This window comes from Brevibacillus jepli, from assembly GCF_047229145.1.
In the GTDB taxonomy this organism is placed as follows: domain Bacteria; phylum Bacillota; class Bacilli; order Brevibacillales; family Brevibacillaceae; genus Brevibacillus.
This window is the reverse complement of the sequence record NZ_JBFEFW010000001.1, coordinates 76,606-90,294: the sequence shown is the minus strand read 5'-3', so window position 1 is coordinate 90,294 and position 13,689 is coordinate 76,606. Positions and strand designations below refer to the sequence as shown.

At 45.3% G+C, this 13,689-nt stretch carries 15 protein-coding genes and 1 riboswitch; of the genes, 7 read left to right on the top strand and 8 right to left on the bottom strand.

What is annotated here, in order from left to right:
- Positions 1 to 16: 16 nt before the first annotated feature.
- A complete protein-coding gene (locus tag AB1L17_RS00460) occupies positions 17 to 1,084 on the bottom strand; it encodes a SepM family pheromone-processing serine protease (RefSeq protein WP_412843201.1) in 1,068 nt (355 codons plus the stop codon).
- Positions 1,081 to 1,875 (bottom strand): patatin-like phospholipase family protein, encoded by a 795-nt coding sequence (locus AB1L17_RS00455; protein ID WP_412843202.1) that lies wholly within the window; start codon positions 1,873 to 1,875, stop codon positions 1,081 to 1,083. The genes AB1L17_RS00460 and AB1L17_RS00455 overlap by 4 nt, the downstream gene beginning before the upstream one ends.
- A gap of 147 nt (positions 1,876 to 2,022) precedes the next feature.
- Between AB1L17_RS00455 and ylbJ the strand changes: the two genes are divergently transcribed.
- Positions 2,023 to 3,255: a dipicolinic acid transporter SpoVV gene (ylbJ, locus tag AB1L17_RS00450; RefSeq protein WP_412843203.1), complete on the top strand. Its 1,233-nt coding sequence runs from the start codon at positions 2,023 to 2,025 to the stop codon at positions 3,253 to 3,255.
- Between the two features lies 1 nt (position 3,256).
- Here ylbJ and coaD read toward each other — a convergent pair whose 3' ends face one another.
- On the bottom strand, positions 3,257 to 3,736 hold the full coding sequence (gene coaD / locus AB1L17_RS00445; protein WP_412843204.1) for a pantetheine-phosphate adenylyltransferase: 480 nt from the start codon (positions 3,734 to 3,736) through the stop codon (positions 3,257 to 3,259).
- 46 nt (positions 3,737 to 3,782) lie between these two features.
- A complete protein-coding gene (rsmD, locus tag AB1L17_RS00440) occupies positions 3,783 to 4,349 on the bottom strand; it encodes a 16S rRNA (guanine(966)-N(2))-methyltransferase RsmD (RefSeq protein WP_412843205.1) in 567 nt (188 codons plus the stop codon).
- A gap of 463 nt (positions 4,350 to 4,812) precedes the next feature.
- On the opposite strand from rsmD, the gene AB1L17_RS00435 reads away from it, so the two are divergent.
- Both AB1L17_RS00435 and ku read left to right on the top strand, forming a co-directional pair.
- Complete coding sequence (locus AB1L17_RS00435; RefSeq protein WP_412843206.1) at positions 4,813 to 4,956, top strand: hypothetical protein; 144 nt, start codon at positions 4,813 to 4,815, stop codon at positions 4,954 to 4,956.
- Between the two features lie 126 nt (positions 4,957 to 5,082).
- Complete coding sequence (gene ku, locus AB1L17_RS00430) at positions 5,083 to 6,039, top strand: non-homologous end joining protein Ku (RefSeq protein WP_412843207.1); 957 nt, start codon at positions 5,083 to 5,085, stop codon at positions 6,037 to 6,039.
- A gap of 59 nt (positions 6,040 to 6,098) precedes the next feature.
- Here the strand turns inward: ku and AB1L17_RS00425 are convergent, their stop codons facing one another.
- A complete protein-coding gene (locus AB1L17_RS00425; RefSeq protein WP_412843208.1) occupies positions 6,099 to 6,980 on the bottom strand; it encodes a cation diffusion facilitator family transporter in 882 nt (293 codons plus the stop codon).
- Positions 6,981 to 7,228: 248 nt separating this feature from the next.
- Positions 7,229 to 7,341, top strand: a riboswitch (TPP riboswitch).
- A 151-nt stretch (positions 7,342 to 7,492) separates the two neighbouring features.
- On the opposite strand from AB1L17_RS00425, the gene thiC reads away from it, so the two are divergent.
- The gene (thiC, locus tag AB1L17_RS00420; protein ID WP_412843209.1) at positions 7,493 to 9,250 is read left to right on the top strand and encodes a phosphomethylpyrimidine synthase ThiC; all 1,758 of its coding nucleotides are present in this window, start codon (positions 7,493 to 7,495) and stop codon (positions 9,248 to 9,250) included.
- Between the two features lie 14 nt (positions 9,251 to 9,264).
- Complete coding sequence (locus tag AB1L17_RS00415) at positions 9,265 to 9,435, top strand: hypothetical protein (protein ID WP_412843210.1); 171 nt, start codon at positions 9,265 to 9,267, stop codon at positions 9,433 to 9,435.
- A 151-nt stretch (positions 9,436 to 9,586) separates the two neighbouring features.
- On the opposite strand, the gene AB1L17_RS00410 is transcribed toward AB1L17_RS00415, so the two are convergent.
- The gene (locus AB1L17_RS00410; RefSeq protein WP_412843211.1) at positions 9,587 to 9,916 is read right to left on the bottom strand and encodes a DUF1904 family protein; all 330 of its coding nucleotides are present in this window, start codon (positions 9,914 to 9,916) and stop codon (positions 9,587 to 9,589) included.
- A gap of 465 nt (positions 9,917 to 10,381) precedes the next feature.
- On the opposite strand from AB1L17_RS00410, the gene AB1L17_RS00405 reads away from it, so the two are divergent.
- On the top strand, positions 10,382 to 11,326 hold the full coding sequence (locus tag AB1L17_RS00405; RefSeq protein ID WP_412843212.1) for an ATP-dependent DNA ligase: 945 nt from the start codon (positions 10,382 to 10,384) through the stop codon (positions 11,324 to 11,326).
- 158 nt (positions 11,327 to 11,484) lie between these two features.
- On the opposite strand, the gene AB1L17_RS00400 is transcribed toward AB1L17_RS00405, so the two are convergent.
- Entirely contained in the window at positions 11,485 to 11,955 is a 471-nt protein-coding gene (locus tag AB1L17_RS00400) for a DinB family protein (RefSeq protein WP_412843213.1), read from the bottom strand.
- 276 nt (positions 11,956 to 12,231) lie between these two features.
- A complete protein-coding gene (locus AB1L17_RS00395) occupies positions 12,232 to 12,450 on the bottom strand; it encodes a GNAT family N-acetyltransferase (RefSeq protein ID WP_412843214.1) in 219 nt (72 codons plus the stop codon).
- Between the two features lie 160 nt (positions 12,451 to 12,610).
- Here AB1L17_RS00395 and AB1L17_RS00390 point away from each other — a divergent pair, with 160 nt between their 5' ends.
- A complete protein-coding gene (locus AB1L17_RS00390; RefSeq protein WP_412843215.1) occupies positions 12,611 to 13,384 on the top strand; it encodes a hypothetical protein in 774 nt (257 codons plus the stop codon).
- Positions 13,385 to 13,689 lie beyond the last annotated feature (305 nt).

Here is a 13,689-nt window from a genome sequence, read left to right as displayed (position 1 = left end):
TTGACAGCTAGTTTGCTCAGGTTGATTTCGGTTTTTGTCCATTCAAGTACGCAATCGCTTCTCCTACCGTCTTGACCGGAACTACTTTCATTGACGTTCCGATCCGCTTGGCAGTAGCTAACGCCTCCTCGAAATTGGAGTTCGCATCTGGCGTATCCTGTGGAGCAAAGAAGATCTCTGCGCCCGCTTTGTCTGCTGCGATTACCTTTTGATTGATGCCACCGATCCTGCCTACTTTTCCGTCCAACGAAATCGTACCTGTTCCTGCAATTTTATAGCCTTTTGTCAAATCCGTCTCCGTATTTAACTGGTCATAAATCTCCAGCGTCATCATTAATCCTGCAGAAGGACCACCGATTCCTTGGGAGGCAATGGTTACTTCTTTCGGAATCACGATTTCCTGTTTGTTGTCAGGGCGTACGCCGATCCCGACTGACTTCGATTCAGGTAGTGGTTCCAAGGTTAACATCGTTTTGGCCTCTTGTCCATCTCTTGTGTACGTAATTTCGACTTGATCGCCAGCTTTTTTTGCGGAGAGGGCTGCCAGCAAATCCTTTGCTTCAGATGTGCGCGCCCCATCTACATACGTAATGACATCACCAATTTGCAATACTTTATGGGCCGGGAATCCTTCCAGTGTTCCCATCACCCAAACGCCCTGTTTCTCTATCTTCACTTCAAACCCTGCAAGGCGGAATGCGACTGCCTCCGCAATTTTTTGTGAATTATCCATGACTGCCTGTTCCCGACGAATAAAATCCTCGCTGTCTTCTCCTTGGCTGACAATCAGCTCCTTGGGCATCAGTTCAACATCCTGTGCCATACTAGCATACAAATACCACGGCAGATTAGCTTCGCCCATTCGAACCGTTGTGAGCATGAAGGAGCCCGTCTCGTCCTTCTTACCACCTTCCACGGCAATCATCGGACCTAATTCAATCGCTGAGCCCGGACGACTCACGTAATAATTCGTCGGGACAAAAAAAGAAATACCTAACAAGACAAAAACCAAGGCAAGTATCCAGCTAAAGCCTCTGGTTCCTGTAGGTCTGCGTCTATTGGCAGAAAGCTGATCCTCACTCATTCGTTTGCCTCCCAGTTTGCAATTAGTTCCTGGATGCGCTCTATATGTTCGGCACCCGCACGTTCGCCTAGCTCGATAATTTCTTCTACACCCGTGTATGCGATACTGCTATAGTGTCCAACATCCGGTCTGATTACGATATCAGCCGCAATGATTCGATGCCGCAGAATTTCCCTTTCCATCACATCAATCGTCTGGGCGATCACGTCAAAAATACTTTTGACCTCCATCCGCGTATCGAATTGGGCAACATCTACAGCGATAACGATATCCGCACCCATTTCACGCAGTACAGTCACGGGCACACGATCAATGACACCGCCATCGACCAATAGCCGATCCCCTACTCTTTCAGGTACGAAGATACCCGGTATTGAGATACTGGCTCTCACCGCTTGATCAATCGGTCCTTCGCGAAAAACAACTCGCTCTCCTGATTCGATATCCGTTGCAACAATGGCAAGCGGTTTGTCCAGCTCCTCCAGACGCTTCCCATGCGTCAACAAGCGAATTAATTGCTTAATCTTCTCCCCTGTTACGAAGCCCATGCTCGGTACGGTCAGATCAAGCCAATGCTTTCGTTTTAAATTCAGGGCGAGCTTCCCCATCATATGTGGTTCAATTCCGTTTGCATAGACTGCGCCAATCAGACTGCCCATACTGGAGCCAGCCAGCATGTCAATTTGAATTCCGTGTGCTTCCAGCGCATTCAATACACCGATATGCGCAAAACCACGAGCGCCGCCAGAACCAAGTGCTACACCCACGATCGGCTTACGTTTTGTCTGCATGGAATAACCCCTCCCTGTAACCAGCCTATGTGGTACATCACTATTCCTTTCACACTTGGGAGATATTCGTCGACCAAGCTTACGCATAGTTCTCCCGCCTGCCACGTAGACATGTACTACTACTTTTCTTCGATTCAGGAGGAATCCATGTCACGCCACTCACCCATACTTACTTTGTTGCTCGCCCTCTCGACAGTTTCTATCGTGATTTCACTGGTTGCTTACTCGCAGATTTCATTTGAAGCTGCCGTACGCGGTCTTAAAATATGGTGGGAGGTAGTTTTTCCCTCTACTCTTCCCTTTATTGTGCTCTCCGAGGTGCTGATGGGACTAGGTGTCGTCCACTTCGTCGGCGTTTTACTGGAGCCCTTGATGCGCCCCCTGTTCAATGTACCCGGCACAGGCGGATTCGTGCTGGCTATGGGCTTCTCTTCCGGCTATCCGGTAGCTGCGAAGCTGACAACTCGATTGAGACTGCAAGGGAATGTGACAAAGGCCGAGGGAGAGCGCCTCGTATCTTTTACAACGACAGGAGACCCCTTATTCGTCATGGGAGCCGTGGCAATCGGCTTTTTCCACAGTGAGCAAATGGGCATTATTTTGGCCATGACTCATTATTTGTCAGCAGTAATCATGGGCGTGATTTATCGCTTTCACGCGCCTTTTGCCATCACGTCAGCTCCGTTGGAGAAAAATTCGTTGCCGCTTCCCATACGAGCCTTGCAAGCGATGCACCGAGCACGGGTCCGCGATGGACGACCGTTCGGAAAATTAATGGGAGATGCCGTACAATCCGCTCTGAACACATTGCTCATGATCGGTGGCTTCATCATTGTCTTTTCGGTACTTATCCAACTCTTTTCCACAATTCATCTCACGCAGATTATTAGTACAGTACTCTCGATTTTTCTCGGTCCCTTTGGTTTTCCCCCAGCCTTTTCCCAAGCAATCGTGGCTGGATTGTTCGAAGTCACTCTCGGCGCACAGGCTGCGAGCATCGTACCGGATGGCGTTTCCTTGGTCTGGAAGGCTGCCATTGCCAGCGCTGTCTTGTCCTGGGGCGGTTTGAGTGTACATGCGCAGGTCGCGAGTATTTTGAGTGAAACCGATATTCGTGTCGGTCCCTATTTGATTGCCAGATCATTGCATGCTTTGCTTGCTGCGATCTTAACCTTTATCTTTTGGGGGCCTCTTGCCACTGTCAGCTCCTGGTTCATTGAAAAAGCTGTTCCCGTTTTTGTGCATACGACATCCGCCATATCTGCGACGAGCTGGTGGGAGACCTTGCTCCTATCAGGAGGAATCGCCATTGGAGTCGGTGCGATTCTTTTGATTGGCAGTTTGACTCTTTTCCATTGGAACCGCAGCAAGACGCGATAATCTACTCGGCCAGCTTTCGTTTCAGCGCTTCTTCTACGATCGGCGGCACCAGATCAGCGACACTCGCTTTGTACTTCGCCACTTCCTTCACAATACTTGAACTCAAGTACGAATATTGATTGTTCGTCATCATGAAAAACGTTTCGATATTTTCGTCGAGCTTTTTATTAATGGAGGCAACTTGCATCTCATATTCAAAATCAGAAACGGCACGAAGACCGCGAACGATCACCTGTGCACCCTTTTTGTTCATATAGTCAATCAACAACCCGTCAAAAGAGTCCACTTCTACATTTTTCATGTCAGCCGTTACCTGACGAAGCAATTCGACACGCTCTTCTACGCTGAACAATGAGTTTTTCTTTGAATTGATCAAGACTGCGACAATAACCTTATCAAAAACGTTGGCACCTCGCGCAATAATGTCGAGATGCCCATAGGTAACTGGGTCGAAGCTTCCTGAACAAACAGCGATTGCCATAGCGTGTAATCCTCCCTTAATGCCCCTTAAGGACGTTGTATAGCCATTATGCTTCCGGCTCTGAATCGTAATAATATACGGTAACAGCCGTATCACCATACTTTGCCGCCCGATCTTTTACACAATGACCGATGGCATCCGGGAATGAGTCAGCGATATCGTGCTCAGCGACGATCCACGCGCCGTCCGCAAGCATTCCCAGCTCCTGTAGCAGCTCAATCTCTGCGACAATTTTTTGCTGTGCATAAGGCGGGTCCAAAAAGACGAGGTCAAATTTCTGGCTGCGCGTACTCAGTGTACGTATGGCGCGATCCGCATCCATTCGATACAGCTCTGTGTACTCGTCCAGTCTGCAGGTGCTAACATTTTGTTTTACGACAGCAAATGCTTTTGGATCTCGCTCCACGAAAACAGCTCGTTCCGCTCCCCTGCTCAATGCCTCAATTCCAAGTCCGCCTGTTCCAGCGTACAGATCCAATGCCCATCCGCCATCAAAATACGGACCAATCATGTTAAAAATCGATTCTTTGACTTTATCGGTTGTCGGCCTGGTTCCTTTGCCTGGAACTGCTGCCAACCGTCTTCCTCTGTGTTCTCCAGCGATGACTCGCATACTCTTTTCACCTGTCAGCTTTCGTATGTATGTTTTATTCTGAACGTATATCGTCAGACGCGAATTGCTAAGACTGAGAATGATATCATACTATCACAACTGCATACACCCGTAAAATTAGCAACTGGAAAATTTTATGTATAGAAAATGTATACAACCTACCTGATTTGGAAAAGATGATGAATAGCGACGCAACGGTGTCGCTGACAACCGCGGAGAAGACTTACGTTTCCCCATAAGCTCTTCCTCCGGTTTCTCCTCTCCCATAATTGAAAGCCTGTTCACTTTGGCGCACGACGTGTCTGATAGGAGCATTTCGTGCCATTGCTCCCTTATTGGGAGGAGTTGAACGGCTGCCCCTCGTCTTTTGGCGGTGGGGTATTTTTTTGTGCGCAGGAGCATACTACATGTGCGTGTTCAAACAACCTGTACATCCAGATTGCCTGAAAGGAGTGAGTCGTTCATGGCAGCAAAGCAACCGTCTGAACAAAAGCTGAAGGCGTCCAAAGCCCAGTCCATCGCGGACCGCACTGGCAAGGATGTCGAGCTAGCGCGAGATATGCAATCGCGTGCAGACCAATCGGACATTATCAAGCACGGACAATAACAGCAGGGAAGCCAGCCGTCATGCCTCATACGGTTGGCTTTTTACTTTTCCACCTTCAATTCCCTCGGCGCTTCTTCTCTTTTGATACAGATACTATACGAAAATGGCTGTGAAGGAGGTATCCGTATGCATACGGTGTGGAAGGGCTCAATTAGCTTCGGCCTCGTCAATATTCCTGTTCGCATGTTTACTGCAACGGAAGAGCGCGATATTCGCTTTCGCCAACTGCATAAAGAGTGTAATACCCCTATCAAGTACACAAAAATGTGTCCCCACTGCCAGCGTGAAGTCGATGCAAGCGAGATCATCCGCGGCTTCGAATATGAAAAAGGCCATTTTGTCATGATTGACGATGATGATCTCGAAGCCATTACGCCTGAAACGCGAAGAGCCATCGAAATCCTTGATTTCGTGGACTTGTCGGAGATCGATCCTGTCTATTTTCATAAGAGCTATTTCTTATCTCCACAGGACACTGGCGAAAAAGCATACGCATTGCTCCGCTCCGCCATGGAACAGACAGGAAAAATCGGCGTTGCACAAGTAACGATGCGTAATCGCCAAAGCTTGGCGGTGATCCGTCTCTATGAACATTGCATTATGCTGGAGACGATTTTTTATCCAGATGAGGTCCGGCCTGTCAGTCAAGTACCTGCCTTGCCGGAAGCAACTGTCTCATTAGCGGAAAACGAACTGAAGATGGCAACCGAGCTGATTAGCAATATGACGATCCCTTTTGATGCTGCAAAATATACAGATGAATATCGTTCCGACCTGCAAAAATTGATTGAGAAAAAACTCGAGGGTCAGGAGATCGCAACTGCGCCTACTGTGGCAAGAACGAATGTAATTGATCTCATGCAAGCTCTAAAAGAAAGCTTGGAGTCCACAGCCGGTCAAGCCGCAGCACCCATCAAAATCGATCCGGAACCTACTCCGGCAAAGACTGCGCGAAAACGCACTACTGCAGCTTCTTCGTCGGAGACAGATGAAGCCGCGAAAAAGGCTTCTGCCAGTCCGAAAAAGACTGCGACCACTTCTACAACAAAAACTTTGCGCAAAAAGAAGGCTACCACCGTCTAAGCTGTACGTAAAAAACCTGCCCACTTTTGGACAGGTTTTTTGTATTCACATCAGGACATCTAGCTTGGCGCCATCTTCCTGCATGGTTCAATATGGATATGAACGGTGTTAATTCGGTGGATCTTGCGCATTTGTTCTTCAATTTTCTCGGTGATTGTGTGGCTCTCCACCACATTCAGACCTGGGTCTACATGGATCACTACATCAACCAGTACGCTGCTTCCATGGTAGCGGGCTTTGATGTCACTGATATCCTTCACTCCTGAAATCGAGGAAATCGTCGTCCGCAAATCTTCGAGCTTGGTCTGATCAAAGCCATCTGTCAAACGGTGTGTTGCCTCCCTGAAAATGTCCCATGCAGTCTTCAAGATGATGAGACCAACGACAAAAGCAGCTAAAGGATCGAGCCAATGCAATTGAAACTGTGCGCCAGCTACCCCGATAAATGTCCCTATGCTGACGAATGCATCTGAACGATTGTCTGCGGCCGCTGCAAGCAGTGCTTGACTGTTTGTTTTGATGGCGAGATTTTTGTTGTAGCGGTATACAAACAGCATAATTACTGCGGTCGCAAGTGCTGTCCACCCCGCCAACAAGTCAGGTGCCGCGTGATGTGGATCAAGCAATGATGGTACGGCATTCGTGACGACTTGAACTCCGACAAATAGCATAATAAATGAAGCGACAAGTGCTGAAATCGTCTCGGCACGAAAATGGCCATACGGGTGGTCTTTATCTGGCGGTTTCCTAGCAATACGCAGACCGATCAGAACAGCAATCGATGCGACGACATCCGTTGAGTTGTTAAGTCCGTCCGCCATTAATGCTTCAGACGCAGTTACGTACGCAACCCCTATTTTTAATACGGAGCAGAAAATGTAGGCGAAAATACTCACCCACGCGCCACGCTCTCCTTGTTTTAAATCCGAATAAACATCCATACCTCATCACCTCAAAAAACATCTCAAGCATGCTCCGCAACCTAGGTAAATCAAGGCATCTGGAAACAGTTGCTTTTTTTTCGAACTTCATCGTAACAGATAGGGTTCATGTGGGTCTACAGAAACAGTTTTAGTCCGATTCACGAGAATAGAGGGGGGGAAAATGTGTTGCACGCCCGCAATATTTCTCTGGAAAATTTTCCTTGAAATTAACTGGACTTCCCGTTATCCTAATCTTGCAATCCGAAATAAAAAAGCACGGGAGCTTGGAATTCACCAGGCTGAGAGGATGGTACTGTGCCATCGACCGTTGAACCTGAACTGGGTAATGCCAGCGGAGGAATGTCATATACGACACGATAAGATGCGTGTATCTTTAGGATACCCGTTTCTTCTCTACTCTCGCGTTGGCGTCGCATGTTGTTTTCATGTGGCGCTTTTTCGTGGGCAGTTTCTTTCGCCTCCCTAAACGGTTCTCGCTTTCGTGCAACCAAAACAAGGAGGTTTTTCTTATGTCATTGGTGTCATCTTTTCCAGGCAGTCGCAAAGTATACGAAACAGGTAGTCGAGCGGACATTCGTGTCCCGATGCGCGAAATTTCCCTTCACCCTACTGAAGGACTGTTTGGCTCCACACCCAACCCACCTCTGCGTGTTTATGACACAAGTGGCGAGTATACCGCAGCTGATTATGTCGCTGACATTCGAGCAGGTCTTCCCTCCATACGCCATGAGTGGATTGATGAGCGAAAGGATGTGGAAACGTATGTGGGTCGTAAGCCAAAGCTAGTCGACGACGGAATCAGAAGCGAAGAAAAGGCAACCGCACTCCCTTCTTTTCCAAGAGAAGACTACAAACCTAAACGAGCACAAGCCGGGAAAATTGTTACCCAGCTTCATTATGCCCGAAAACATATCATCACACCGGAAATGGAGTACGTTGCCATTCGAGAGGGCGTTTCCCCTGAATTTGTTCGGGCAGAAATCGCCGCCGGACGTGCGATCATCCCGTCAAACGTCAATCATCCCGAAAGCGAACCGATGATCATCGGCCGCAACTTTCATGTAAAAATCAATGCCAACATTGGAACTTCCGCTGTCAGCTCCTCGATGGAAGAAGAAGTCGAAAAAATGATTTGGTCGGTTCGCTGGGGCGCTGACACTATTATGGACCTGTCGACTGGCAAACACATTCACACCACACGCGAGTGGATCATCCGCAATAGTCCCGTCCCAGTCGGAACGGTCCCCATTTATCAAGCACTCGAAAAAGTAAATGGAAAAGCGGAGGATTTGACGTGGGAAGTTTATCGAGACACCTTGATTGAGCAAGCGGAACAAGGCGTCGATTACTTTACCATTCACGCTGGCGTACTTTTGCGCTATATCCCGATGACAGCGAAACGTGTCACGGGTATCGTCTCCCGCGGTGGATCGATTTTGGCTGCTTGGTGCCTCGCACATCATGAGGAAAACTTTTTGTATACGCATTTCGCTGAAATTTGCGAAATTCTGAAGGCGTATGATATTTGCGTATCTCTCGGGGATGGTCTGCGCCCTGGCTCTATCGCGGATGCGAACGACGAAGCGCAATTTGCCGAGCTCGAGACATTAGGTGAGCTGACAAAAATAGCATGGGAGCACGATGTGCAAGTCATGATTGAAGGACCCGGCCATGTCCCTATGCACTTGATCCGGGAAAACATGGATAAGCAGCTAACCATTTGCCATGAGGCACCGTTTTATACGCTTGGGCCGCTCACGACAGACATCGCCCCTGGCTACGATCACATTACCTCAGCCATTGGCGCTGCCATGATTGGCTGGTTCGGAACAGCCATGCTCTGCTATGTGACACCGAAAGAGCACCTCGGCCTGCCCAATAAAGAGGATGTCCGCAACGGTTTAATTGCATACAAAATCGCAGCCCATGCCGCTGACCTCGCAAAAGGACATCCCCGCGCGAAGCAGCGAGATGACGCTTTATCCAAAGCTCGCTTCGATTTTCGCTGGACGGATCAATTCAACTTATCCCTGGACCCGGAACGCGCTCGCGAATATCACGACGAAACTTTACCCGCCGAAGCAGCCAAATCCGCGCATTTTTGTTCCATGTGCGGGCCTAAATTTTGCAGTATGAAAATATCGCACGACATCCGTCATCTTGCAAATGAGCAGGAGTCTGCCCAAGAAGCTTCTTCCATCCACGCAGGCATGCAGGAGAAAGCGCGTGAGTTCCGCGAGCAAGGAAGCCGTCTGTATCAGTCGTAATAAGGAGGATGCATATGGAGGAAGCCAGCCGTTTACGCGAAAGGATCATGCGACTTGAAGCAGAGCTAGAGCAATCCAAGCAGCAGTTGCGACTGATTCAACAGAACTGCACCCATGTTTATATCGAAACACCGCTCACTCGAACATGCGCCAAGTGTCTGCAGACAGAAAGCCTCTATTATTAATAGTCATAAAAAAACCTCTATCGAGGCCTTTTCAAAGTGGAGCGACCGCGTTTTAGCGGAAAGTTTCCATGCGCTCCGAAATTTTACAAATTCCTATACGTTCACAAAAAAAGGTCGAAATCCACTTGCAGGATCTCGACCTTCTTCTTGCTTATTTCGTCATTCCGACTTGCAACGGAAGTCCTTCTTTATAATAGAGAGTTGGCGATAGCAGGATGAAAAAAATATGGACATTCAGAAAGCCCTGCTTCTTCAAGACGTCGTGTATGGCGCTAGCGATCGCGTCATGCTGTTTTTGGTCTCGCGGAAACATCATGATCTCTACTGACAAAGGACTGTTCGTCAGTTGTTCTACCTGTAGCAGCTCCAATTTGACCTTTTCCTGGGCTACTTCAGCAATTTGGGAAAACTCTTCGATAAGAATCTGAGAAATAGGCTGAATATCTTGATGATCAAAGCCTTTAAATCGAAGAAACGGCAAGTCAATTCCTTCTTTCGTAAATGAGTTCGCACAGTCATTATAAACAAGTCACTAATTGCAGATCAATTAAAAAAGGGTTAAAGAGAATGAAATTCAAACATTTCCAACGTGATTGATCACGAAAGAGGGCCATATCAGAGAGCGCTCCTTCCCATGAGGTGTGGTGGACGTACCACGGAAGGAAGGAACAGCTCAACCAGATATAGCCCAATTCGTTATTAGTATAGCTCGAATCCAATACTTAATCAACAAAAAAGTTTCGTAAAATTCAGTGAAAATAGCCGGTTGTTGGGAGCTATTGACTACCTCTATCCTCAGCTTAAGATGAGAGGTGTCACGAATGAACAACTACAACCTATCGTCAAAACTGTACAGAAACATATTTATCCTGTTAGTTAGTGCATGATTGGCTGTTCTCCTAAATTGGGAACAATATCAGTAATTGATCTCGATTTAGGAGGAATTATGGATATTAATCCAATCATACCATTTGAACCCATAAGTGCTGATCGTTTGCCAGGAGGAAATAACTGGATTGCACAAATTAAGTGGGACGGTGTAAGAATGTTAACCTACTATGATGGTCGTGAAGTACGCCTAGTCAACAGGAAATTGAATGATCGAACATTACAGTATCCCGAATTTTTAGATGTAAAAACCTATTGTTCAGGTTCCTCCTTTATCCTCGATGGGGAATTTATTGCTTTTGACAGTAGTAGGCCATCCTTTTATGAAATCATGAAAAGAGACAGTTTACGAAATAAGCAAAGTATTGATCTTGAAATTAATCAAACTCCTGTGACCTACATGATTTTTGACGTTTTGTATTACAATGGTGATTGGGTTATTGATCAGCCATTAACAATGCGACACCAATTGCTTGAACAGATCATTATACCTCAACCAAATGTACAGATTGTACAAAATTTTAACGATGCAAACGCACTATACGAGATAATGAAACAACACGAAATGGAAGGGATCGTTTACAAGGATCTTTCCAGTACTTATGCAATTAACGGTAAAGATAAACGATGGCAGAAAAAGAAAATCTTCCGGGACCTCTTCGCTATTATCGGAGGTATAACACTTCGAAATGGAATTGTAAACTCGTTACTTCTTGGTTTATACAACGACGATGGAAAACTAATATATATTGGACATGCAGGTACTGCGAAATTTAGTAAAAAGACTTGGTATGAACTAACACAGAAGATACTACCGTTAACAATACAAAACAGTCCTTTTAGCTTTGAAGTTGACAGAAGTAAAGACGCTATTTGGGTCAAACCTGAGATTGTAGTTAAAGTGAAGTTTATGGAATGGACACCAGGAAAAACGATGAGGCATCCCAGTGTTCAAGCTATTGTTAACACGCTTGTATCAGATTGTACATTTTCCCAAAACTAATATGTTATGACCAATCGTTCGTTGAAAAAAATGTTTTAGACTGAACCCGAATATTTGAAACAGCAGCGACCTAAGACCTGAAAATAAAGTCTTAGATTCGCTGCTGTTTTATTAAGCTAACGATACTCGTTAGTTTTATCAAAACTAGCATTTTAGTGTTATATCCGATCCTCCCGATATGCCTGCTTTACCCGCTCTATCTGGGCGAGGTGGTCATGGACATGCTGGACGCGAATTTCCAGCAACTCTTTAAACATGTACCGCGCTCCATCGGGATATATCCCCACCCGTTCAAGCTGCTCGGCAGTCAGATTTTCCAGAATCGGCTTCATGCTGGCCCGCAGCATTTGGAACAGGAGCAGATGCTGCTCGAGGTCTAACCGTTCATATCCTAGGTTATCCACCCAGGCTTCCTGATCAAATGATTGCAGAAGTGGTTCTTCCTCCGCCAAGACTTTTCTCATCCGATGTGTCGACAGGATTTCGGAATCCGTCACATGAATCAAAATCTGATGGATGCTCCATTTGTTCGGTGCAGGTTGGAAACGCAGCTCTTCCTCAGACAATCCTTCGACAGTCTCTCGCAGCAACGCATAGCCTTGGCCGTACTCCTCGATCAACTTTTCCATCCGACCCTCTCCTTCGTCTTTTTCCCGTTTTCCCGTGAATATTCTACGTTACAAAATAAATACCTTCTTGGATCTGGTTCTAACCAATAATAAGTCACCCTAAAGTGATTTCTTCGGAAAGTCCTAAATGTTTATTCTACTATTGGAACTTTAGAGGTTAAGCAAAACTGCCCAATAGCTTAACGAGGCTGCCGGATCACATTTCCAGCAGCCTCGGATGTTTTTGCGAAGCTATCGATCTCCGTTAGTTTCGTCCTCGAATTTTTTCATGAAATTTTATTGGTCCTTTGTAAACATATAGGCTCGTCGTTTATAGAACCTGTGAGAATGTATTCGACTTGGGTGGGATAACAGTTTCATTCCAGAAAAACCATTGTCCTTTCCCCACTGTTCAAGACGTTCAATCAACACGCTGCCTATACCTTGATTTCTATAACTATCTTTTACAACAAATCCCAGGAGGACTATCAACCTAATCCTTAACCTCAATTTCATGTGATGTTTTTAATACAACGCTACTAACATTGTTGTAATAAAATTGCAACTAATTTCAGTTTAAAGTATGTTAGAAATAAAATATGGGAATCATGAATGCCAGTTAAAAAAGCGAACTTGAGATTATTGCGACAGAAGCAAATAGTTGAGGAGAGATTAAATGAAATCACAAATTAAGTGTGTGCTTCTTATGTTTCTGTTAAGTATTTCAATAACTGCGTGTTCCACCAATAAAAGCAGTGTAAACCTAAATAATGACAGTAGCTCAAGTAGTAATAAAATTTCTGACACCAGTGTTCCAGCAATTACTTCTTCTGCCCATATTACTCCTTCTGAAAGTAAACCTGAGAACAATAAGAGTTTAGCAATGGAAGCATATAAGTTAGTATTGCAAAATAAGATTGAATTTTACAGCATAGAAACTAAGAAAAAGGTATATTTGAATGATTTTTTAACTAATAACGAGATTTATGGAACTACATCTAAAATAAATCACTTTGCCGTGCTTGATATGGATGGTGACAAAATACCTGAAGTTGTTCTTGGATTAACAGTAGATGAGAATCCAAATTTTGTTGAAGTCCTGCATTATATGAACGGTGAAGTCTATGGCTACTTTTTTGGAAAGGACCAGATAAGTGATCTTAAAACTGACGGAACATTTAGATGGTTAAGCGGCGGGTTAACTTACAACGGATATGGAAAATTAAGATTCCAAACCAATTCCTGTGAAATTGACAACTTAGCTTATCATGAATCAAGTGCTACTGATGAATCATTCACCACATTCGCCACAGCATACTACATCAATAATAAACTAGTTACTAAAGATTCATATAAAGCTTTTGTTAAAGAAGAAGATGCTAAAAGGGATGTAACGTGGTATGAATTTTCTCAAGAGAATATATCAACAGTGACTTCAAAAACAAGATAGTGATATTACGTGATATATAACAATAAAGTGCGATAATAATTAATACCATGGAAATAATCATTTGAATTATGAAACTAACCAAACTTTTCACCCCTTATTATCACTAGCAAGGCTAGTTATTATGCAAACCTACCCGTTAGTTCAACGTTATCTGATGACCACACTACTATTTGTTATAAAAAGTGTTTAATATTCCAATTGCTTTTATTTCAATTTTTTTACCGTTCTGGTCTTCATAATAATCTCTATAAATCGAAAGAATTCCATAGTCCTTTACAGACCGCGATTCCGGGCAATCCATCACG